The sequence below is a fragment of the Sphingomonas sp. SORGH_AS_0870 genome, assembly GCF_031453175.1.
Taxonomy (GTDB): domain Bacteria; phylum Pseudomonadota; class Alphaproteobacteria; order Sphingomonadales; family Sphingomonadaceae; genus Sphingomonas.
Window position 1 is genome coordinate 2,766,809 of record NZ_JAVIYW010000002.1, and the last position, 22,078, is coordinate 2,788,886.

16 protein-coding genes are annotated in these 22,078 nt (G+C 68.8%); 7 read left to right on the forward strand and 9 right to left on the reverse strand.

Annotated features, from left to right (window positions below; translation table 11 throughout):
- The first annotated feature begins 247 nt into the window (after positions 1-247).
- The 6 genes from QE363_RS12880 to QE363_RS12905 all read left to right on the forward strand — a co-directional run bounded on the left by QE363_RS12880 (position 248) and on the right by QE363_RS12905 (position 9,428).
- Complete coding sequence (locus tag QE363_RS12880; RefSeq protein ID WP_309695822.1) at positions 248-1,123, forward strand: alpha/beta hydrolase; 876 nt, start codon at positions 248-250, stop codon at positions 1,121-1,123.
- A 338-nt stretch (positions 1,124-1,461) separates the two neighbouring features.
- Positions 1,462-2,136, forward strand: a complete 675-nt coding sequence (locus QE363_RS12885; protein WP_307104536.1) for a response regulator transcription factor — start codon at positions 1,462-1,464, stop codon at positions 2,134-2,136.
- A gap of 64 nt (positions 2,137-2,200) precedes the next feature.
- Positions 2,201-3,475 (forward strand): HAMP domain-containing sensor histidine kinase, encoded by a 1,275-nt coding sequence (locus tag QE363_RS12890; RefSeq protein WP_309695824.1) that lies wholly within the window; start codon positions 2,201-2,203, stop codon positions 3,473-3,475.
- 128 nt (positions 3,476-3,603) lie between these two features.
- On the forward strand, positions 3,604-6,825 hold the full coding sequence (locus tag QE363_RS12895) for an efflux RND transporter permease subunit (protein ID WP_309695826.1): 3,222 nt from the start codon (positions 3,604-3,606) through the stop codon (positions 6,823-6,825).
- Positions 6,818-7,993: an efflux RND transporter periplasmic adaptor subunit gene (locus tag QE363_RS12900; RefSeq protein ID WP_309695828.1), complete on the forward strand. Its 1,176-nt coding sequence runs from the start codon at positions 6,818-6,820 to the stop codon at positions 7,991-7,993. The genes QE363_RS12895 and QE363_RS12900 overlap by 8 nt, the downstream gene beginning before the upstream one ends.
- The gene (locus QE363_RS12905; RefSeq protein ID WP_309695830.1) at positions 7,986-9,428 is read left to right on the forward strand and encodes an efflux transporter outer membrane subunit; all 1,443 of its coding nucleotides are present in this window, start codon (positions 7,986-7,988) and stop codon (positions 9,426-9,428) included. Before QE363_RS12900 ends, QE363_RS12905 begins: the two co-directional genes overlap by 8 nt.
- Here the strand turns inward: QE363_RS12905 and QE363_RS12910 are convergent.
- The 6 genes from QE363_RS12910 to QE363_RS12935 form a co-directional block, all read right to left on the reverse strand.
- Positions 9,425-10,375: a spore coat U domain-containing protein gene (locus QE363_RS12910; RefSeq protein WP_309695833.1), complete on the reverse strand. Its 951-nt coding sequence runs from the start codon at positions 10,373-10,375 to the stop codon at positions 9,425-9,427. The genes QE363_RS12905 and QE363_RS12910 overlap by 4 nt on opposite strands.
- Complete coding sequence (locus QE363_RS12915; RefSeq protein WP_309695835.1) at positions 10,372-12,771, reverse strand: fimbria/pilus outer membrane usher protein; 2,400 nt, start codon at positions 12,769-12,771, stop codon at positions 10,372-10,374. Before QE363_RS12915 ends, QE363_RS12910 begins: the two co-directional genes overlap by 4 nt.
- Positions 12,749-13,465 carry a molecular chaperone gene (locus QE363_RS12920; protein WP_309695837.1) on the reverse strand — a complete coding sequence of 239 codons (717 nt, stop codon included), beginning with the start codon at positions 13,463-13,465 and terminating at the stop codon, positions 12,749-12,751. Before QE363_RS12920 ends, QE363_RS12915 begins: the two co-directional genes overlap by 23 nt.
- A gap of 22 nt (positions 13,466-13,487) precedes the next feature.
- Positions 13,488-13,979 carry a spore coat U domain-containing protein gene (locus QE363_RS12925; RefSeq protein WP_309695838.1) on the reverse strand — a complete coding sequence of 164 codons (492 nt, stop codon included), beginning with the start codon at positions 13,977-13,979 and terminating at the stop codon, positions 13,488-13,490.
- A gap of 271 nt (positions 13,980-14,250) precedes the next feature.
- Positions 14,251-15,156: a formylglycine-generating enzyme family protein gene (locus QE363_RS12930; protein WP_309695840.1), complete on the reverse strand. Its 906-nt coding sequence runs from the start codon at positions 15,154-15,156 to the stop codon at positions 14,251-14,253.
- Between the two features lie 14 nt (positions 15,157-15,170).
- Entirely contained in the window at positions 15,171-16,943 is a 1,773-nt protein-coding gene (locus QE363_RS12935) for an arylsulfatase (protein WP_309695842.1), read from the reverse strand.
- Between the two features lie 325 nt (positions 16,944-17,268).
- Here QE363_RS12935 and QE363_RS12940 point away from each other — a divergent pair, with 325 nt between their 5' ends.
- Positions 17,269-20,175, forward strand: coding sequence for a TonB-dependent receptor domain-containing protein (locus QE363_RS12940; RefSeq protein WP_309695845.1), 2,907 nt, complete (start codon positions 17,269-17,271; stop codon positions 20,173-20,175).
- A gap of 60 nt (positions 20,176-20,235) precedes the next feature.
- Here the strand turns inward: QE363_RS12940 and QE363_RS12945 are convergent, their stop codons facing one another.
- The 3 genes from QE363_RS12945 to QE363_RS12955 are packed head-to-tail and all read right to left on the reverse strand — an operon-like array spanning position 20,236 to position 22,012.
- Positions 20,236-20,607, reverse strand: coding sequence for a response regulator (locus tag QE363_RS12945; protein WP_309695847.1), 372 nt, complete (start codon positions 20,605-20,607; stop codon positions 20,236-20,238).
- Position 20,608: 1 nt separating this feature from the next.
- Positions 20,609-21,700 (reverse strand): HWE histidine kinase domain-containing protein, encoded by a 1,092-nt coding sequence (locus QE363_RS12950; RefSeq protein ID WP_309695849.1) that lies wholly within the window; start codon positions 21,698-21,700, stop codon positions 20,609-20,611.
- Between the two features lie 30 nt (positions 21,701-21,730).
- A complete protein-coding gene (locus tag QE363_RS12955) occupies positions 21,731-22,012 on the reverse strand; it encodes a hypothetical protein (protein ID WP_309695851.1) in 282 nt (93 codons plus the stop codon).
- Positions 22,013-22,078 lie beyond the last annotated feature (66 nt).

The window sequence follows — 22,078 nt, forward strand, 5'->3', positions numbered from 1 at the left end:
CCTGCTGGCTAGCGCAGCTTGGGTGAGGGGTTGAGCGAGCCCAAAGGCTCGCGCGCTCGCTTCGCGAGCGCCAACCCCTCACCCAGCTCCGACTAAGCCTTTGCTTTCGCAAAGGCCAAGTCTGCGCAACCCTCTCCCCTCTGCGAGGGGCGAGGGAAGGAAAGGTATCGCTGAATGTCGATCCGCCTTGGGTCGAGAGGCGTTCCGCATACTGGCGAGCGGTGCGATCGATGCCCATCATGAAGGAATGACGATTCCCTATCATAGTCCCCAGTCGCGTCGCGCCGCCCTGTCGCTGGCCCTTGGGCTGATGATCGGCGCCTGTTCGCCGCTCAAGACCTTCGACGCGCTGGTGCCCAAGGATGGCGAAGCCAGGCGGGTGGCGGCGGGGCTGGCCTATGGCCGCGATGCCCGCCAGACGCTCGACATCTATGCCCCGCGCTCGGGCAAAGCCGGGCCGAAGCCGGTGATCGTCTTCTTCTATGGCGGCAGCTGGAACAGCGGGACGCGGTCGGGGTATGCCTTTGTCGGCCGGGCGCTGGCGGCGCAGGGTTTCGTGGTCGTGATCCCGGATTACCGGCTGGTGCCGAACGTCCGCTATCCCGCCTTTGTCGAGGACGGCGCGGCAGCGGTGCGCTGGGCGGAAGCAAATGTCGGGTCGTTTGGAGGCGATCCACGGCGCATCGTGTTGATGGGCCATTCGGCGGGCGCCTATATCGCGGCGATGCTGGCGGTCGACGATCGCTGGCTCGGCCCGGATCGGAGCGCGGTCCGTGGCCTGGTCGGGCTGGCGGGTCCCTATGACTTCGCCCCCTTCGACGTCGATGTCAGTCGCGCGGCGTTCGGCGCATGGCCGCGTCCCGAAGAGACCCAGCCCGTCCACTGGGCAGGCGCAGGCGATCCCCCCGCCCTGTTGCTGGTCGGGGGCGAGGACCGGACGGTCCTGCCCCGCAACAGCGAGGCGCTGGCGAACCGATTGCGTGCGGGCGGCGTGTCGGTGACGCTGCGCACCTATCCTAAGCTGGGGCATGTCGGGATGATATTGTCGGTCGCACGCCCCTTTCGCGGCCGCGCGCCCGTCATCGCCGACGTCGCGGCATTCGCCCATGCGGTGACGCGGTAGGGCCTGGCCGCTCGGCGCTTCGATTGCGGCGCGCGTGATGGTGGTCGCGGTGACGGCCGGGTTCCCAGCACGGCGTCGCTTCGGCCATGGGTGCCGCGACGTCGAAGCAATCCTCGGCCATGTCTCCGGCGCCCGGCAAGGCATGCGCCGGGACGACGGCCAGGCCCGAGCAAAGGGCGATCATCGACAGGCAGAGGCGGCGCATGGGGAATCCTTCGGGCGTGAGGCGTGCGATACCCCGCCATTTCGCCCGAAAGCCCGATCCGGCCGACTTAAATGAATTTCACCTGGTGCGCCGAGCCTTGGCCGTGAACGGCATGTGGGGCTATGCCGGTCGCATGGCTGCCATCCTGGTCATCGAAGACGACGACGCCACCGCCACGGCCATCATCGCCGAGCTGGAGCGGCACGGCCATGAGGCCAGCCGCGCCGCCGATGGCGAGACCGGCCTGACCCTGGCCACGCGCGAGGCGTTCGATGCGATCACGCTCGACCGGATGCTGCCGGGGCTGGACGGGCTGAGCCTGGTCGCCCGGCTGCGCGAGCGTCATATCGCCATCCCCGTCCTGATGCTCAGCGCCTTGAGCGATGTGGACGAGCGGATCGCGGGCCTGCGCGCCGGTGGCGACGATTACCTGACCAAGCCGTTCGATTTCGCCGAGATGGCGATGCGGGTCGAGGTGCTGCTCCGGCGGCGCGAACAGGCCGAGGCGGTGGTGCTGCGCGGCGGCGGGATCGAATGCGACCTCGTCCGTCGCACGGTCAGGGTGGACGGCGTGCCGACCCGGCTGCTCCATATGGAATTCCGCCTGCTCGAATTCCTGATGCGCAACCGGGGCGAGGTGATGACCCGGCGGATCATCTTCGAACGGGTCTGGGGCTATTATTTCGATCCCGGCGCCAATCTCATCAGCGTCCATATCGCCCGCCTCCGCAAGAAGATCGACCGGCCGGGCCATCCCTCCCCCATCCTGACGGTGAAGGGAGAGGGTTATCTCTTCGACGCCGGTTGAGCCGCTGCACTGGCGCGAGGTCGTCCGGATCAGCACCTTCCGCCTGTCGGCGATGCTGGGGGCGGTGTTCGTCATCGGGCTGATCGCGATGCTGGGCGTGGTCTATTTCGCCGCCGCCCGCGACCTGACCGCGCGCAGCGACCGCATCCTGCACGCCGTCGCCGAGCGTCTGGCGCGGGTGCCCGCCGACCAGCTGCCCGACCGGGTCCGGTACGAGCTGAGGCGGAACCGGACCGGCTTCAACTATCTGGCGCTGATCGCGGGCGACGGCACGCCGGTGCTGGGCAATGTCCGTCTCCTGCGGCCGCTGGTCCCCGGCCGTCCCGTCGATGTGGAGAGCGGATCGCGCGGGCCGTTCCGCCTGGTCGCGTTTCGGACGCGCGATGGCGAGACGTTGCTGGTCGGTCGCGACATCAGCCTGCTGCGCGACCTGCGCCATACCATATTGGAGACGCTGATCGTCAGCGGCCTGCTGATCCTGCTCTGCGTCGCGGCGGCGGCGGTCGGGTTCAGCCGGGCCCCGCTCCGCCGCGTCCGGGCGCTGCAACGCGCCAGCCGGGAGATTGCGGCGGGCGACTTTTCGGTGCGGATGCCGATCGCGGGGCGGCACGACGAACTCGATCAATTCGCCAATACGGTGAACGCGACCGTCGAAGAGGTCGGCCGCGTCGTCGCGCAGGTGAAGGGCGTGACCGATGCGATCGCCCATGACCTGCGCACCCCGCTGACCCGCGTCCGCGCCACGCTGAACGCGCTCTCGCATCAGCCGCATGACGCGGCGGAGGTGGCGGCGGGCATCGGTCGGGCGACCGCCGACCTGGATCTGGTCCTCGAACGGTTCGCCGCGCTGTTGCGTATCTCCGAACTGGAGGCGGGGCGTCGACGCGCGGGCTTCCACAGGATCGACCTGGCCCTGCTGGTCGCGCAGGTCGCCGAGCTGTACGAGCCGTTGGCCGAGGATCGCGGCATCACCCTGTCGGTGGCGACCCGGCCGCTATGGCTCGAGGGCGACGACCGATTGCTGTTCGAGGCGCTCAGCAACCTTGTCGACAATGCGATCAAGTTCGCGCGCGCCGGCGGCCGGGTCGGCATCGCGCTGACCCAGGACGATCGCGGCCCGGCCATCGAAGTCCGTGACGACGGCCCCGGCATCCCGCCCGAGGAGCGCGATGCGGTCCTGCGGCGTTTCCACCGGGGCGTGGCGGCGCGGGACGTGCCGGGCAGCGGCCTGGGCCTCAGCGTCGTCGTCGCGATCCTGAACCTTCACGGCTTTCGCCTGCACCTGTCCGACGCCCGGCCCGGCCTGTGCGTCCGGATCGCGCTGCCCCGGTCGGTGTGAAATTCATTTAAGTCGCCTGCGCGCCCGATCGGCGCGAAGAGGATCCCGTCGGCGACGCGGCCGCGGTCCCCACCCTCTTCCCCCGCGCCGTCGCCGACACCCTGTTCGTGTCCGACACCGGGATGCCCATGCTTCAACTCGTCAAGCTCGCCCTTGCCAAGCCCTATAGCTTCGTCGTCCTCGCGATCCTAATCGTGCTGGGCGGCGGGATCGCGGCGGTCGAGACGCCGACCGACATCTTCCCCGACATCCGCATCCCGGTGATCGCGGCGGTATGGACCTATCGCGGCCTGCCGCCCCGCGACATGTCGGGGCGCGTCATCTATTATTACGAGCGTTCGCTGTCCGCGACGGTCGGCGATATCGACCATATCGAGAGCCAGTCGCTGTCGGGCGTCGGCATCGTGAAGATCTTCTTCCGCCCCGGCGTCGATATCCGCACCGCCACCGCACAGGTGACGGCCGCTTCGCAGACCGTCCTGAAGCAGATGCCGCCGGGCATCACCCCGCCCCTGATCCTGAACTACAACGCCTCGACCGTGCCGATCCTGCAACTGGCGCTGTCCGGCAAGGGCCTGTCCGAACAGAAGATCTACGACCTGGGCCAGAACATGATCCGCCCGGCGCTGGCATCGGTCCAGGGCGCGGCGATCCCGTCGCCCTATGGCGGCAAGGAGCGACAGATCCAGATCGACCTCGATCCCGCCGCGCTTCAGGCGCACCGGCTGTCGGCGACCGACGTCGCCAATGCCCTGGCGCAGCAGAACCAGATCATTCCCGCCGGAACCGCCCGGATCGGCCGCTACGAATATAATCTGCGGCTGAACAACAGCCCCGACGCGATCGAGGATCTCAACGCCCTGCCGATCCGGACGATCGACGGGACCACGGTCCTGATGCGCGACGTGGCGCATGTCCGCGACGGCTCGCCGCCGCAGCGCAACGAGGTCCGGGTCGACGGCGCGCGGTCGGTGCTGATGACCGTGCTGAAGAGCGGGTCGGCCTCGACCATCGCCATCGTCGATCACGTCAAGGCGCTGATGCCGCAACTCGAAGCGACCCTGCCCGCCGGACTGAACGTCAAGCTGCTGTCCGACCAGTCGGTGTTCGTGAAGGCGGCGGTGTCGGGGGTGATGCGCGAAGGCGTGATCGCCGCCGCGCTGACCAGCCTGATGATCCTGCTGTTCCTCGGTTCGTGGCGGTCGACGGTCATCATCGCCGCCTCGATCCCGCTCGCCATCCTGGCCGCCATCGCCGGGCTGGCGCTGGCCGGGCAGACGCTCAACATCATGACGCTGGGCGGGCTGGCGCTGGCGGTCGGCATCTTGGTCGACGACGCCACAGTGACCATCGAGAATATCAACTGGCATCTCGAACAGGGCAAGCCGGTGCGCGACGCGATCCTGGACGGCGCGCGGCAGATCGTCGGCCCCGCCTTCGTCTCGCTGCTGTGCATCTGCATCGCCTTCGTGCCGATGTTCTTCCTGCCGGGCGTCGCGGGCTTCCTGTTCGCGCCGATGGCGATGGCGGTGGTGTTCGCGATGATCGCCTCGTTCATCCTGTCGCGCACGCTGGTCCCGACCATGGGCAATTACCTGCTGCGCGACCATGCGGGGCCGCACACCGCTGAGGTGATGGTGACGCATGACGCCCAGGCCGGACGCCCCGAGAGCCGCAACCCGCTCCGACGGTTCCAGCATGGCTTCGAGCGCCGGTTCGAGGGGGTACGCGGCTATTATACCGGCCTGCTGGCCTTCGCGCTGGCCCGGCGGCGGCCGTTCGTCATCGCCTTCATGGCGGTCGTCCTGATGTCCTTCGCGCTGGTGCCGATGCTGGGCCGCAACTTCTTTCCCGCGGTCGATGCGGGGCAGATCAGCCTTCACGTCCGCGCGCCCGTCGGCACCCGGATCGAGGAGACGGCGGCGCTGTTCGACCATATCGAGAACCGCATCCGCCAGGTCGTGCCCGCCGACCAGATCGACACCATCGTCGACAATATCGGCCTGCCGGTCAGCGGCATCAATCGCGCCTATTCCAACACCGGCGGCGTCGGTCCGCAGGACGGCGACATCCTGATCACGCTGAAGGAAGGCCATGGCCCGACGGCCGGGTTCGTGAAGGCCCTGCGCGAACAGCTTCCGCACGACTTTCCGGGTTCGTCCTTCTCCTTCCTGCCCGCCGATATCGTCAGCCAGATCCTGAACTTCGGCTCGCCCGCGCCGATCGACGTCCAGGTCGCGGGCCCCGACACCAAGGGGGGCGAGGCCTATGCGCGGATGCTGGTCGCGAAACTGTCGCGGATTCCGGGGCTGGCCGATGTCCGGCTGCAACAGGCGTCCAACTATCCCGAATATGCGGTCGATGTGGACCGTGCCGAGGCGAGCCGCCTGGGCATCACCGAGAACGACGTGACGCGCAGCCTGTCGGTCAACCTGGCGGGTAGCGCGCAGGTCGCGCCGACCTTCTGGCTGAACCCCAAGAACGGCGTGTCCTATCCGATCGTGGTCCAGGCCCCGCAATATCGCGCCGACACGGTCGAACAGATCGACAATCTGCCGATCACCGGCAGCACGCCGGGCAGCTTCCAGACGCTGCGCGCGCTGGGCACGCTCCACCGCGAGCCGAGCCCCGCCCTCGTCTCGCATTATGCGGTGCAGCCGGTGTTCGATGTCTATGCCACGCCGCAGGGCCGCGATCTGGGCGCGGTCGCTGCCGACATCCGCCAGGTGCTGGCGCAGACCAAGGGCCAGTTGCCCAAGGGCGCGACGGTGGCGCTGCGCGGACAGGTGGAGACGATGAACACCGCCTTCACCGGCCTGATCCTGGGCCTCGCCGGGGCGGTCGTGCTGATCTACCTGCTGATCGTCGTGAACTTCCAGAGCTGGACCGATCCGCTGGTGATCGTCTCCGCCCTCCCCGCGGCGCTGGCCGGGATCGTGTGGATGCTGTTCGCGACCCATACGCCGCTCAGCGTGCCCGCGCTGACCGGGGCCATCATGTGCATGGGCGTGGCGACCGCTAACAGCGTGCTGGTCGTCAGCTTCGCGCGCGAAAGGCTGGCGGCGTGCGGCGACGCCGTCCAGGCGGCGATGGAGGCGGGCGCCACCCGCTTCCGCCCGGTCCTGATGACCGCACTGTCGATGATGATCGGCATGGCCCCGATGGCCCTGGGGCTGGGCGAAGGCGGCGAGCAGAATGCGCCGCTCGGCCGCGCGGTCATCGGCGGCCTGCTCTGCGCGACGCTCGCCACGCTCGTCTTCGTCCCCGTCGTCTTCGCCATCGCGCACCGCCGCCGGACGGCCGCCACCCCTTCCCCCGCCATGCCCATCGGAGAAGCCATCCATGCATGAAGCCGCCCCGGCCCCCGCTGTGTCGGCCGACACCCCCACGCCCAAGGGCCTGAAGACCGCAGGCCTTGCCGCCGCCGTGCTGGCGATCGGTATCGTGGGGGTGGGAACCCTGTCGCGCAGCCATGACGTCGCGTCCGCGGCCAGCTGGTCGACGGCCAATGCCATTCCGACCGTCCACCTCGTCACCGTCAAGGGCGGCGCGGCGAGCGACACGCTCGACCTGCCCGCGACGCTCCAGGCCTGGGAGGCCGCCCGGCTCTTTCCGCGCGTCAGCGGCTATGTGCGCCGCTGGACGCAGGATATCGGCGCGCATGTCGCGCAAGGGCAGGCGCTGGGCGAGATCGACACGCCCGAACTGGACGAGCAGATCGGGCAGGCCCGCGCCGCGCTCGCCAGCGCCCTGGCGCATGAGAAGCTGGCGCGCAGCACGGCGGCACGCTGGGCCGACCTGCTGACCAGCTCTTCGGTTTCCCGGCAGGAGGTCGACGAGAAGAATGGCGATCTGGCGGTCAAGACCGCCGGGGTCGCCGAGGCCCGCGCCGCGCTGTCGCGGCTGGAGGCGATGAAGCGCTATGCCGTGGTGCGCGCGCCCTTTGCCGGGGTGGTGACCGCGCGCAATGCCGAGGTCGGCGATCTGGTCGGCCCCGGCGCGGCGGCGCAGGCACCGATGTTCGGAGTGGCCGACACCCACCGCATCCGCGTCTATGTCAACGTCCCGCAATCGCTGTCCGCGACGATCCGGCCGGGCATGACCGCGACGCTGAGCGTCCCCGCCTTTCCGGGGCGCCGCTTCCCCGCGACGGTCGCGGGGCTGTCGAGCGCGATCGATCCGCAGTCCGGCGCCTTTCGCGTCCAGTTGCTGGCCGACAATCCCGACGACCTGCTGAAGCCCGGCGGCTATGCCCAGGCGCGGTTCGACCTGCCCGGACAGGCTGGAACAGCGATGGTGCCCTCCAGCGCGATCCTGTTCGGCGCGGGCGGGGCGCAGGTCGCCACGGTCGATCCGCATGGCCGCATCGCGATGCACCGGATCCATATCGGACAGGACAATGGCCCGACCGTCCAGATCCTGTCGGGCGTGACCCCCGGCGAGCGGATCGTCGACAATCCCCCGGACTCGCTGGCGCAAGGCGAACTGGTACGCGTGGGGGACGACCATCATGGCTGAACCCCGCGCCCGCTGGCTGTCGGGAGCGATGCTGGCGCTCCTCGGCGGCTGTTCGATGGCCCCCGCCTATCGCCCGCCGGTCATGGCTGCGCCCGCGGCGTACAAGGAGATGCCGACGACGGGGGATGGCCTGTGGAAGCCGGTCGATGCGATCGCACCCGCTCCGGCGGCGGCATGGTGGACGGGCTTTGGCGATCCGCTGCTCGATGAGCTTGAGGCGCGGATCGAGCGCGACAATCCGACGCTGGCGGGCGCGCTGGCCCGCTATGATCTCGCCCGCGCGACGCTGGCGGGGGCGCGGTCGGGGCTGTTTCCGCATGTCGAGCTGACCCCCGGCCTGCTCCACAACCGGCAATCGGACGAACGCCCGTTGCGCGGCGGATCGCAGCCGGATTTCTACACCGCCGCGACGCTGGGCGGCGACCTGTCCTATGAGGCGGACCTGTGGGGCCGCGTGCGCGATTCGGTGGCGTCCGGCCGCGCGCTGGCGGAGGCGAGCAAGGACGATCTGGCGGCGGTCAAGCTCGCGCTGCAAGGCGAGCTGGCGACCGATTTCGTGCAGTTGCGGGGACAGGACCAGCAACTCGCGCTGCTGACCAAGACCATCGACGCCTTCGCCAAAGCGGACGCGCTGACCCGCAACCGTTTTCGCGGCGGCATCGCGACGGGGATGGATGTCGGCCGCGCAGGCGCGCTGCTTGGCGAGGCGCGCGCCCAATATGCCGCGCTGGAGGCATCGCGCGCGATCACCGAACATGCGATTGCCAGCCTGGTCGGACAGCCCGCCTCCACCTTCGCCATCCCGCGCCGCGACGCACCGCTGGCCCAGCCCGCGATCCCCGTCGGCCTGCCCACCACGCTGCTCGCCAATCGGCCGGACGTCGCGGCGGCCGAACGGCGCATGGCGGCGGCCAATGCCCGGATCGGTGTCGCCCGGGCGGCCTTCTTCCCCCGGATCACGCTGGGCGGTACGGGCGGCTTTCAAAGCACCGCGCTCGCCGGTCTGGTCGCCGCCCCGAACCTGTTCTGGGCGATCGGCCCCGGCGCGATCCTCAACATCTTCGACGGCGGGCAGCGTCGCGCCGATCTCGCCGCCGCGCGCGCCAACTGGAAGGCGGCCATGGCCGACTATCGCAGCCATGCGCTGGGCGCGTTCCAGGATGTCGAAGATGCGCTCGCCACACTCCGCCACCTGGACGACGCCCAGACCGCGCAGGCCCAGGCGGTGGCCGCCGCCGCCAGCACCGAGCAGATCGCGCTGGACCGGTACATCAAGGGGGCGGCCACCTATCTCGACGTCGCGACCGCACAGGAGAGCCTGCTGCGCGACCAGCAGAGCGCCTTGTCCCTGCAGACGCAGCGGCTGGCGGCCAGCGTCGCGCTGGCGCGCGCCCTGGGCGGCGGGGTCACCCCGGCTTCGGTCCGACCGGGCTAATAGGTGACCGTGACGACGACGGTGTCCGAATAGAGGCCGGGCGCCGGGGTCGGCTGGGGCGGCACGCGGCCATGGATCGCCTGCGACTGCGCCAGCCCGGTGCCCGTGGCCTGGAGAGCGCCATCCCAGCTCGACGACAGCGCCGCGTCGCGGAACAGCCCATAGGCGATGAAACTTCCCGAAGCGCCCCGCATGCGCCGGACACCCGACGTATCGGCATTGCGCCCCGCATCGAGCCGCACCGCATAGGCGGTCTGGTTGGTGCAGGTCAGGGTCAACGCGCTTTGCGCCGTCACCGGCCGCGACAGCACGCCGGTCGTCGGGAAGGACAGCGGCGTCGCCGCCACGGTGCAGCCCCTGGACGGCGATGCGCTGACATCGAATGTCGGGCGGATCGAGGCTGAGCCAGCAAAGCCGGTGCAGTTGCTGCTCGCGCCGATCAGTTCGACCCCATAGCTGAACTGCGTGGCGTTGCCGATGAAGCTGGAGCGATAGCTGCCCGGCACGACCGTCGTCTGGCCGCCGAACAGCCGCGCATAGAGGGTGCGCGTCGCCGACCCCGCCCCGTTGAGCGCGACCGACACGATGATCGCGGGCACGCTGCCCAAGGTCGGATTATCGAGCGAACCCCAGGCGACCGATCGCGCGGCATCCTGATACAGCTGATAGCGCAGCGTACCTGCCGTGCCGGTCATCGACCGGGCCGACCCATCGGTGCCGCCGCTGCCCGCGCCGATGCCGGGACAGACCTTGACCACGCTGAGCAGCGGGATGCCGGTGCACGTCACCGACACCGTCCCCGTCACATCGACCGGGCCGCTGCCCAGGAGCACCGGGCCGCCGAAATCGATCGTCGAAACCGTCGCCGAACAGGTCTGCGCCTGCGCGGTGCCGGGCATGACAAGGAGCGCCAGGGCGGCGAGCAGCGCCAGGATCAACGGCTTCATGGGGTCGCACTCCCGATCGGCAGGCAGACGGCGCGGACGCGGACCTGTTCGCCCGGTCGCGCCGCAAAGGCGAAGCGCGCGCGGCAACGCCCGCCATCGGGGTCGGTGACGACCACCTCGTTCCGGGGGGCGAGCGCACCGAGAAAGGCGACCCCGTCATACCCGATCGCCTCCTCGGGCACCCCGTCCCGCGCGATGCGCGATCCCAGCGGCAGCAGCCGCCCTTGCCCATCGACGAACTCGACCAGCGCGGTATCGGTTTCGCGCGCCACCCCGAAGGCGACGCGGGCGGGCACGCGGGAAAAGGCCACCGCCTCGGCATGGGTCGAGGCGATGCGCGCATCGACGGGCAATGACGAGGGGTCGATCGAGATGGCGCTCGGCTCGAACGGCGCGATATCGGGGACCAGCAGCTTGCCCGACGCGCCGGTCGTTCCGACCAGCCGGTTCTCGCGATACACCCGCACGCCGCTCGCCCCCGCATCGGCCACCGCGAAGGACTGGTCGAGCCGCCGGGCCGCATAAAGGTCGCCGCCGATCAGCGCCACGGCCCCCTCCGCCTGCAGGGTTCCCGATACCCCGCCCCCGGCATAGAGGCCCGTCGCCTCGAACTGCGCAAAGCCGGTCGTGTGGCGCAGGATCGCATGTCCCGCCCGTTCGCGGCCATCGGCGACGCGCACCGACCATCCCCAGGAGCCCGGCTCATGTGCGCCCTGGCGCGACATTTCGGCATAGCCCGATACCCGCCCCTGCGAAACCGTCGCGCCGGTGGTGATCGAGGCGCGTCGTCCGAACGGCAGGCTGGCGCCGACGAACAGGCCGAAGCTGCGATCGCCGCCCAGATCGGCCACGGCATTGGCGAACAGCGACAAGCGCCCGACATTAGCGGTCGAGGACAGGCTGGCCAGCCGATAGCGGTCCCCCGCCGCCGATTTGGAATTGACGAGGCTGATGCCGATCGACGCCGAGGTCGCCTGGATGGGAAGCGACAGCGAGAACTGGTCGATCTCGCGCGGCGCGCCGAAGATGCGACGATCGCCCGTCAGGACCGGACCGAAGGATGCGGTCCGCGACGCCAGGTCGGCATAGCCGCCGATCGTCCGCATCGAACGCAGGAGGACCGAGAAGCCGGGGCGGCGCGCCTCCAGCCCGATATCGACAAGCCCGCCGGTCCGCCCACCGGCCTGGCTGATCGCGCCCGCGACCGACAGCAGCGCCCGGTCGCGCAGCGTCACGACGCTCCCCGCGCCGATCTGGAGGAGGCCCGCGCCAGCCTCGAGATGCGCCTGGAGCGTCCATCGGCTGGAGATGCCGCGCCGCGCCGATGCCGAGGCGATCAGCCGCCGGTCATAGTCGTTCGACACGATCGCATAGCTGCGCCGCGCAAAGCCGATCTCGGCGCTGAAGTCCGTCAGCCCCTCCGCCAGCAATTGCGGCGAGGCATAGAAGGGCGCGGTCGACACCGTCTCGCGGCCCAGCGCGTCGCGGACGACCACGGTCGCGACGCCCGCGCCCTGCACAACCGGCGGGTGCATCACGGCATAGGGCCCCGCAGGCACGCGCGCCGACAGCGTGCGGACCCGGTCGATGAACAGGTCAAGGGTCGAGGGGGCGGCCGCGCTCCCCGCCAGGCGCGGGATCGGCATGGTGACCAGGTCGGGCCGCATGCCGAACGTCCGCTGGATCTGAAGGCCGCCCATGCGGATCGGCCGGGTCCAGCCATGCCCGCCATTGATCGTGTCGCCCGCGCGCAGCGTCACCAGACGCGACGGATCCTCATAGCTGTAGGTGGTCGACAATCGCGTGACGCGCGGCCCGTTGGACAGCAGCGCGACGGCGCTGTTCTCGATCAGGCCGAAGGCCCCGAATATCCGCGTCCCGAACGCCCCCGATGCGCCCGTGAAGCGGGGACCGACCGCGCTTCGGTCGCCGCTGGCAAACAGCGTATAGTCGAGCACCACGCCCGGCGGCGGACGATCCGGAACCGCCCCGCCGCGACCGTTTCGCCCGCCATCGATCAGCGTCGGCCGCTCCGCGGTCGGCCCCGCGACCAGCCACATGATCTGCCGCATCTCCTCATAGCGATACCGCAGACCAGCGATACGCTCGAGCGGCACGTCGCCCCGATCGACCTCGACGGGCAGCGCGACGCCGACGGTCCGCAACTCGCTCGCCGGGGCGCTGAAGCCGCCATCCGGGCGCTGGGTGAACGACGCGACATAGCCGGTGGGACGGTCGTTCAGATAGACCTCCAGCTGCAACGCCTGTTCCTGGCGGCGGGGGTCCACGTCGACACCTACCCGCAGGCTGCCGTCATCCTGTGCCCGTGCCGGATGGGCGCAGGACAGCGCGGCCAGGATCGTCCAGCCCAGTTCACCGGCGCGGCTGGGACGCAAGGGAGACCTCGATCGGGCCGCCATCGGAAACCGCGCGCATCCGCACATCGGCGCCGTTCGGAACGCTGGTGCCGGGGTTCAGCGGAATGCGAAGCTCGGACCCCGCCAGGACATAGCCGACCAGCCCCGCCCGCGCGAGGATCTGCTGGCTTCCAGCGATCAGTTGCAGGTCGGCCAGGCGCAGCCGCCGATTGCCCGTATTCCGCCCGACCAGCGCCGTGGTGCCTCCCGAACGCTCGATCCGCCAGCTGACATCGGGCACTCGGCGGGGAATGTCCGAGAAGAAGGCCGGGATCGACTGGCGGACGACCAGGTCGACGGTGCCCGGCTGCGCCCGGCCGGGATCGGGCACCTCGTCGATCAGGACGCGATAAGCCTCCTCACCCACCGGCGGCGCCTTGGCGGTGCGCACGACGCGGATCAGATATTGTTGCTGCGGCGCCAGCGTCGAAAAGGGCGGACTGGCGACGACGTCGCTGGTCGGCGTCAGCACGTCCGCACCGTTACGCGAGGTCCATCGCATCACGCGGACTTGGACCCGCACCGGCCGCTGCTCGGCATTGCTGAGCGTCAGCGCGGTGGTCCGCGCGCCGGGCAAGGGATCGATGGCGACCGGTGCGACCCGGATGTCCGATGCCCGGCCGATCGCCGGGATAGTCAGCAGCATGGCGGCCGCCGCTATGGCGCGTCTCATGGGCGTTCCTCCTGCGGGCATCTCAATAGGTGACGGTCACCTGCACGGTGTCGGTATAGCTTCCGGCCGCCGGGGTGGTCTGTGGCGGGACCCGGCCATAGACGGTCAGCGTCTGCACCGCGCCATTGCCGATCCCGGCCAGCGTATCGGTGCCCGCCGTGTTGCCCCATATCTGCGAGCGTGCGGGGTCGCGGAACAGCTCATAGACCACCGTCGCGCCCGCGCCCGAGGTCATCCGCCGCGCCGTCACGGTCGCGCCCGCCCCCGCGCCCGCGTTCAGGCCGATATTATAGGGCGTCGTGTTGGTGCACTGGACCCCGATCGTGCTGGTCGAGGTGATCGCGGTCTGGATCACGCCGGTCGCGCCGAACGCCAGGTCGCTTGCCGAGGTCAACCGGCACTCGGCCTGGATCGTCATCGTCACCTGGAATTGCGTGCTTTGCTGCGCGGCCGACGGCGCGGGGATCACGACGCAGCCAAGCGCTGCGATACCGATGGCGAGATAGCGTTTCACGATGCGGTGCCTCCAGATCACGCTTCGTCAAAGCGCGATCGCCCGCATCGGCTGCTATAGCTTCGGAATCGGAAGCAAATTCCCGATCATGGGTTAAGGCCCGGCGTGTGCCACCCAATTGCGATCGGGAGCGCGCCACAAGATCGGCGCGCGGTCTGCCGGAATTTGCAGATGGCACCGATGCAAATATGAGCCATGAACTACGGCAAGCTTTTCGTTAACCATAAATTGCACAGGATTGCATGACAGCATTCCTCTTTTCCGGGCAATCCTACCCGCCAATATTGGTCGCTTTGGCCGAACCTGATAAAGACCGACCGATCCGCATCGAAAGCGACGCACCGGGAGCAGCCACCGGATAAGCCACGCGAAACCCGATATGCGAGGTCGGCAGGTCGTGTTCCTGGGCCTGATAGGCGGCGGGGCGGAAATTGGCGCAATAGTTCATCGCGCACAGATAGCTGCCGCCCTTCACCAGCCCCACATCGCCCTCGCCCGCCACCCATTCCCAGACATTGCCGACCATGTCGTAGAGCGTCAGGTCATTGGGTTCGAAACAGCCGACCGGGGCGATACCGGCATAGCCGTCCTCGGCGGTGTCGCGGATCGGGAAGACGCCTTCCCAGACATTGGCGCGCGGTTTGCCATGGTCGAAGGCCCATTCGACCGGGTCGCGCGTGGCATTCTGATTGCCCCGCGCCGCGCGTTCCCATTGCGCCGTGGTCGGAAGCGCGCCGCCGACCCAGCGGGCATAGGCGGCCGCATCGTCGCGGTCGACATGGACGACCGGCTCGTCCGCCCGGCCGGTCAGGTCGCTGCCCGGCCCCATGGGATGACGCCAGTCCGCCCCCTTCGTCCAGCGCCACCAGCGCGAGGCGTCGTCGAGCGAAACGGCCTCGGTCGGGGCGACGAACAGCGCGGATGCGCCTTCGCGCTCGGCCCGGGTGCGATGGCCGGTCGCCGCGACGAAGGCGGCGAACTGGCGGTTGGTGACCTCATGCGCGTCGATGCGGAACGCCGCCACCCGCACCGCCTGCCCCGGACGCTCCGCGCCGTCCTCGCCCAGCAGGACGGTCCCGGCGGGCACCGTGACGATTGCGTCCTGGCCGAGACAGCGATGCGCCGGCGCGGGGGCCTGCGCGCCCAGCGTCGCGGTCGCCGCCACGGCCAGCAGCAACGCCGCCCCTATCCTCACGGCCGCGCCGCCGGGGCGGTTGCGGTCTCAGCCCCGGCGGGCAGCGGCACCACGCCCTTGGCCTTCGCATAGCGATCATAGGCCGCCACCAGATCGGCCAGCCGCGCGGGCTCGGCGGCGGACAGATCCTTCGTCTCGCCGGGGTCGGCCGCGATGTTGAAGAGCTGCCACCGCCCGGTGCTGACGCCGCCGCGCGTGTAGCGATTGGTCGGCGTGGGCAGATAGACGATCTTCCAGTCACCCTTGCGCAACGCCCGGCGGAAGAAGAGTTCATAGCCCAGCGCCTCCTCCGTGCCGCGCACGCCCGCCGCATCTGCCGTCAGCACGGGGCGAAGGCTACGCCCCTCATAGGGCAGGATCGGGCGACCGGCGAACGCGCTGGGCTGGCGCAGCCCCGCATAGTCGAGCAGCGTGGGCGCGACGTCGCGCACGTCCAGATTGGCATTGGCGATCCGCCCGCCGCCCTTCACCCCGCGCCCGGCGGCAAAGGCGCTGACCCGGATGCCGCCCTCGGTGGTATAGCTCTTGACCAGCCAGGACGGGACCGAATTGGCCTGGGCCCAGCCGGGGCCATAGCCGACATAGCTGCTGCCCTTGCCGATATTGCCCAGGCTGTTGTCGATCCCCAGCGCCTCCGCCGGGGGCAAGGCCGCATCGGGCGAACCGACCTTGAAGCGCGGGCTGGGCGCGTGGATGTCGTTCCCTTCGGGGCCATTGTCGGCGAAGAACAGGATGATCGTATTGTCGAGCCTGCCTTGCGCCTTCAGCGCGGCCAGGACGCGACCGACATTCTGGTCCATCCGGTCGACCATGGCGGCATAGACCTCCATCTTGCGCGCCTCGACCGCGCGCTCCTCTGCGGTCAGCGAGGCCCAGGGCCGCGCCAGTTCCAGCGTGTGCGGCACCGCATCGGCGGGAACCAGCCCCAGCGCCTTTTGCCGCGCCAGCCGCTCGCTCCGCAGCGCTTCATAGCCTGCGTCATAGCGGCCCTTATATTTGGCGATCGTCTCCGCCGGGGCCTGGAGCGGCCAGTGCGGCGTGGTGAAGGGCAGATAGGCAAAGAAGGGGCGCCGATCCCCCGACCTGGCCGCCGCGTCGAGATAGCCGATCAGCCGGTCCGCGAAATAATCGGCGGAATAGGTGCCCTTGGGCAGCGCGGCGGGCTTGCCGTCGTCGCGATAGCTGGGGGCGAGGCCCGCCCGGGTCCAGGCGTCGTTCTGGTCCTCGCCGAAATGGTTCGACAGGCCCTGGAGCAGCGCGAAGCTGTGCTCAAAGCCCCGCGCGGCGGGTTCGCGCTCCGGGGTCAGGCCGAGATGCCATTTGCCCGCCATCAGCGTCGTGTACCCGCCCGCGCGCAGCAGCTCGGCGATCGAGGCGACGCGGTCGTTCAGATAGCCCTCATAGCCCGGCCGCCCACGCGTTTCCGGCCCCAGCAACTCGGCCATAGTGCCGAGCCCGGCCTCGTGATTGTCGACCCCGCTCATCAGCATCGAACGGGTGGGCGAACAGGTGGGCGCGGTATGGAAGCCGGTGAAGCGCACCCCCGACAGCGCCAGCGCGTCGAGATTGGGGGTCGCGATCTCGCCCCCGAACGCGCCCAGATCGGACCAGCCCAGATCGTCCGCGACGATGACCAGGAAATTGGGCGCGTCCTTCGCCGCCTGTTGATGGGCGGGTGCGACCGGCGCGGTCTGCTGGGCCGCCACCGGGACAGGCGTGGCTGCCACAAGCGCGGGGATGGCGGACGCCATAAGTCTCAGGCCGATCATATCTGCTCCCTTTGGGCGACCATGGGCGCGGCCGCATGCCCGGCATAAGGCTCTGTGCGGTCGCGACAATGCTAGTTTACCTACTCAACCAATAGGAATTACTTGGTGCGCCGCCCCCGGTACCGCTCGCAGCAAGCCCCTTGACACCATGCGCAATGTAATACCGTATATGAAATAGAGGTGGCAGCGATCGGCATGGGCACACCGTATCAGCGGGCGTCACACGGGCCGATCGTGGCACACTCCATCAAAGGCGGCACGACAGAGGCCGCCCCAATTCGCAGCAGGAACGGGAGCATAGCAGGACCAAAAAAGGGGAAAGATCATGGTTTATCGACCGAGCCGGTTGCGAAAATGGGCGCTGACGGGGGCGGCCATCGGGTCCCTGATCCTGGCCATCGACGCCCAGGCGCAAACCCAGTCTTCGGGCAGCGGCGGTGCCGCCGAGACCGCCGATGGCGATGCGGCGGGCGCGAGCGACGGGACGATCGTGGTGACGGGATCGCGCATCCGCCGCAATCCGCTGGACCAGAGCGCACCACTGACCGCGATCGACAGCGCGGACATCGCGCGGACCGGCCTTTCCTCGATCGGCGACGTGCTGCAACGCCTGCCCGGTGCGGCGGGTGGGCTCAATTCCCGCTTCAATCGGTCGGGCAATAACGGCAACCCGCCCGATGGCGGCGGCGTCGGCGCGGGGTCGGCCGAGATCGACCTGCGCTATCTGGGCAGCCGCCGCACGCTGGTGCTGGTCGACGGCCTGCGCTTCATCAACGGCAGCGCGGCGAGCGGCATTCCCGGCGCGGTCGACCTGAACGCCATTCCCGACAGCATGATCGAACGCGTTGACGTGCTGCGCGACGGGGCGTCGACCATCTACGGCTCGGACGCGATCGCGGGCGTCGTCAATATCATCACCAAAAAGCGCCAGAACGGCTTCCTCGCCTCGGCGCAACTGGGCGGCTATGACAAGGGCGACGGGGTAACCCAGAATTACCAGCTGAGCTGGGGGCACCGGACCTCGGACGGCCGCGTCTCGATCGTCGCGGGCGCCAATTACATCAACCAGGGATCGGTCTTTGCGGGCGATCGGCCCTATTATGCCTTCCCCGATCCCGGCGCGACCGCCTGTACCAGCACGTGCAGCTCGGGCACGCCCAATGGCCGGTTCATCATCAACAACCCCGTGACGGGCGAGGCGATGAACCTGACGCTGAAGAGCAACCCGCTCACCCGGCCGCGCTTCGACCCGTCCGACCCGACCGGCGCGAACAGCGACTTCAAGTCCTTCACCGTCGCCGATCGGTTCAATTTCCGCCCCTATAACTATCTGCTGACGCCGCAGGAGCGGGTCGGCGCCTTCGTCAACTTCACCGGCGAGCTGGCGGACAATGTCCGGCTGACCACCAAGCTGATCTACAATCGCCGCACCTCGGACAATCAGGCGGCGCCGCTGCCGCTGTTCGTCGGCCCGGATGCGGGCAACGGCAATCTGCTCGATACCATTTCGATCGACCGGACCAATCCGTTCAACCCGTTCGGCGTGACGCTGAGCGCGGGCAATAACGGGACGCCCGCCAATTACGGCTTTATCGGGCGGCGCTTCGTCGAAAACGGACCGCGCCACTACAGCCAGCGGGTCGACACCATGTACATGTCCGGCACGCTGGACGGACAATTCGCGATCGGCCAGGGGACCTGGTACTGGGATGCCAACCTCATTTATGCCGAAAACCATGCCAAGCAGGTGGCGCACGGCAATGTGAACGCCGCCAACCTGGCGCTGGCGCTGGGACCGGTGGCGAACTGCACCGGCGCGTGCGTGCCGTTCAATATTTTCGGCGGGGAGGGATCGATCACCCCGGCGATGATCGACTATGTGACCTTCACCCAGCGCGATCGGTCCGAACAGACGATGACCGACGCGACCTTCAACCTGACGGGCACGCTGTTCCAGCTTCCCGCCGGACCGCTGGGGCTGGCCACGGGATATGAGTTCCGCCGCCAGACGGGATCGTTCAACCCCGACCCCATCGTCGCGGCCGGGCTGGGGTCGGACATTCCGGCCCAGCCGACGGCGGGCGCGTTCGACGTCAACGAGGTTTACGCCGAACTCAGCATCCCGGTGCTGAAGGACGTCCCCTTCTTCCGGCTGCTCGAAGGGTCGTTCGCCGCGCGCTATTCCGATTACTCGACCAGCGGCAACCGCACGGTGATGAAGGGCGGGCTCAGCTGGAAGCCGTTCGAGGATCTGCGCCTGCGCGGCACCTGGGCGCAGGGGTTCCGCGCCCCCAGCATCGGCGAGCTGTTCGGAACGCCGTCGCGGTTCGACGGCACCGTCATCGATCCCTGTTCCGGCATCGCCAGCCTGCCCTCGACCAGCACCGTGCGGCAGAACTGCGTCGCGCTGGGCGTGCCGGTCAACTATGTGCAGAACGGCCTGCAATTGCCGATCCTGACTGGCGGCAACCGCGCGCTGAAGCCCGAAAAGTCGGAAAGCTGGGTGCTGGGCGGCGTCTATAGCCCTAGCTGGGCGCGGGAGGCGGGCATCGCCAGCCAGCTGAGCCTGGAGGCCGATTACTACACCATCCGGGTCGACGACGCGATCGCCTCGGTCGGCGCGGACGTGCTGCTGGCGAACTGCATCAACCAGCGCGATGCGATCAGCTGCGGCGCGATCACCCGCTCCTCGACGGGCAGCGGCCAGATCACGCAGATTCGCGGGCTGCTCCAGAATATCGCCTCGCTCAAGAGCGAGGGGATCGACATCACCCTCCTCTATCGCAGTCCGCGCGTCGGGGCGGGCACGTTCGGGCTGAACTGGGCCAGCAACGTCCTGCTCGAATATTCGACCACCCTACCCACCGCCACCGGCAGCGCCAAGCTGGAGCGGCAGGGCACCGAACGCGGCGACCAGGCCTATCCCCGCTTCAAGAGCGTCGCGACGATCGACTGGTCGAGCGAGACGTTCCTGGCGTCGCTGACCGGCCGCTATATCGGCAAGGTGACCGAGCCCGCCTATGCCAATCGCGAGATGAAGCCGATCCTGTATCTGGATGCGCAGGTCGGCTGGACCCTGCCCTGGATGTCGCAGCGGATGACGCTGACCATGGGGGTCAACAACATCCTGGGGAAGAGAGCGCCCGACTGCCTGAGCTGCGGCGGGTTCGATCCGACCACCTATGACCTGCCGGGCCAGTTCGGCTATGCCCGTCTGGGCTTCAAATTCTGACGTGACGGTGGCCGGGGCGTAGGTCCCGGCCGCTCACCCGCGCGTCGGCCGGTCGGACCGTCAGGCGGACAGGCGTTCGATCTCGTCCAGCACGTGCCGGGGATCGAACGGCTTGGCCAGGAACACCGATCCGTCGGGCAGGTCGGCTATGGGCGGATGCCCCATGCCCGACACGATGATGAGGATCGCCAGCGGACAGCGGTCGCGCACGACATGCGCCAGCTTCACCCCGTCCATCGTCCCCGCCATCTGCACATCGGTAAGCACGATGCGGATGAACGTGTGCGCGGCGAGGATCTCGGCCGCCGTGTCGGCATCCTGCGCCGCGAAGACCTGAAAGCCGCGATCCTCGAAAAAGTCCGCCAGGTCGTGGCGGACGAACGGCTCGTCCTCGACGATGAGGATGCTGCGCGGCGAATTGGCCTGTACCATATCAGCCGTCGATCAGCTCGCCGGTGTCGCCCAGCGGCGCATCGATCCGGAACACGACCCCTTCGGGCGGAAAGTCGAGTACCGTCCTGCCCCGAAAATAGGCGCCGAGCGAGCGTTCGATCATGCGCGATCCAAAGCCGCGCTGTGACGGCCGGACGACCGGCGGCCCGCCCCGTTCCTGCCAGCGCAGATGGAAACAGGCACTGCCCTGCGTGCCGCTGACCTGCCATCGCAAGGTCACCGATCCCGTATCGTTGCCGAGCGCACCATATTTGGTCGCATTGGTCGCCAGTTCGTGGAAAGCCAGGGTCAACGCCAGCGCGACATGCGAGTTCAATCGGATGCGCGGACCGTCGATCGCGATCCGCTCCCGCATCCCGGAGACGGCCGACAACCCGGCCTCGATGACATCGTGAAGCTCCGCCTGCTGCCATGCGGTGGTGGTCAGCACATCGGTCGCCCGCCCCAGCGAGGCGAGCCGCGAGGAGAAGGCGGCGGAGGCCTGCTCGATGCTGTGCGCACCGCGCAGCGTCTGATTGGCGATCGACTGGACCAGGGTCAGCACATTCTTCAGCCGGTGGCTCAGCTCGCCGTTCAGGAGCTTCTGCTGCTCGCGGGCTTCGTACAGCGCGGTGAGGTCGCGCGACACCGACAGGATGCGCGCGGGGCGGCCATCCGGGCCGGGGATGGGCGAGACGGAAACCGACCACCATTTGGGAACGCCGATATAGGTGTCCGCAGGCGTCTCGAAATGCGACGAACGCCCCTCGGCCGCCGCCTTCAGCGCCGCGCGGGCCTGGGCCGCGCCGTTGCCCTTCAGGAAATCCGACCAGGGACAGCCACGGACCGCGTTGAAGTCGCTGATGTCCATCACCTTCATGCCGCCCTCGCTCATGAAGGTCAGGTTGCCGTCCAGGTCCACGACCTTGATGCAGTCGGTGGACGCGGCCAGGACGCTGGACAGGAACACCTCGCGCTCCGCCGAGGAACGCTCCCGCTCGACCAGTTCGGCATTCAGCGCCAGCGACCGCCGCAGCGTGTCCCGCAATTCGCCGGTCATCATGACCATGCCGATCAGGATGAAGAGGAACACCGCCGCCGCCGCCCATTGATTGTCCGGCAGTCAATAGGGGTTGGCAGCATTGCCGATCGACAGGGCGCCGGCGACCGTGGACACCATGCTGGCGAACAGTCCCGCGCCCAGCCCCAGGACCAGCGCCACGCCGATCGTGGCCGGAATGAAGAGCAGCCATGGCAGTTCGTCGGGGATGATGAGGATCCGTGCGACCGCCACGAATGCGACGACCAGCGCCGCCAGCGTATAGCGCATGAAACCCGACACCGGTCGGTCGAAAGACCAGATGATGATCCGATCGAAGATGCTGCCTGGCTGTGTCCTGATCATTCTGCCACCCGAAAGCGGGACAAGGCCCCCCAGCCCGTCCCGCCGCCTGCGCTAACGTAGATCATT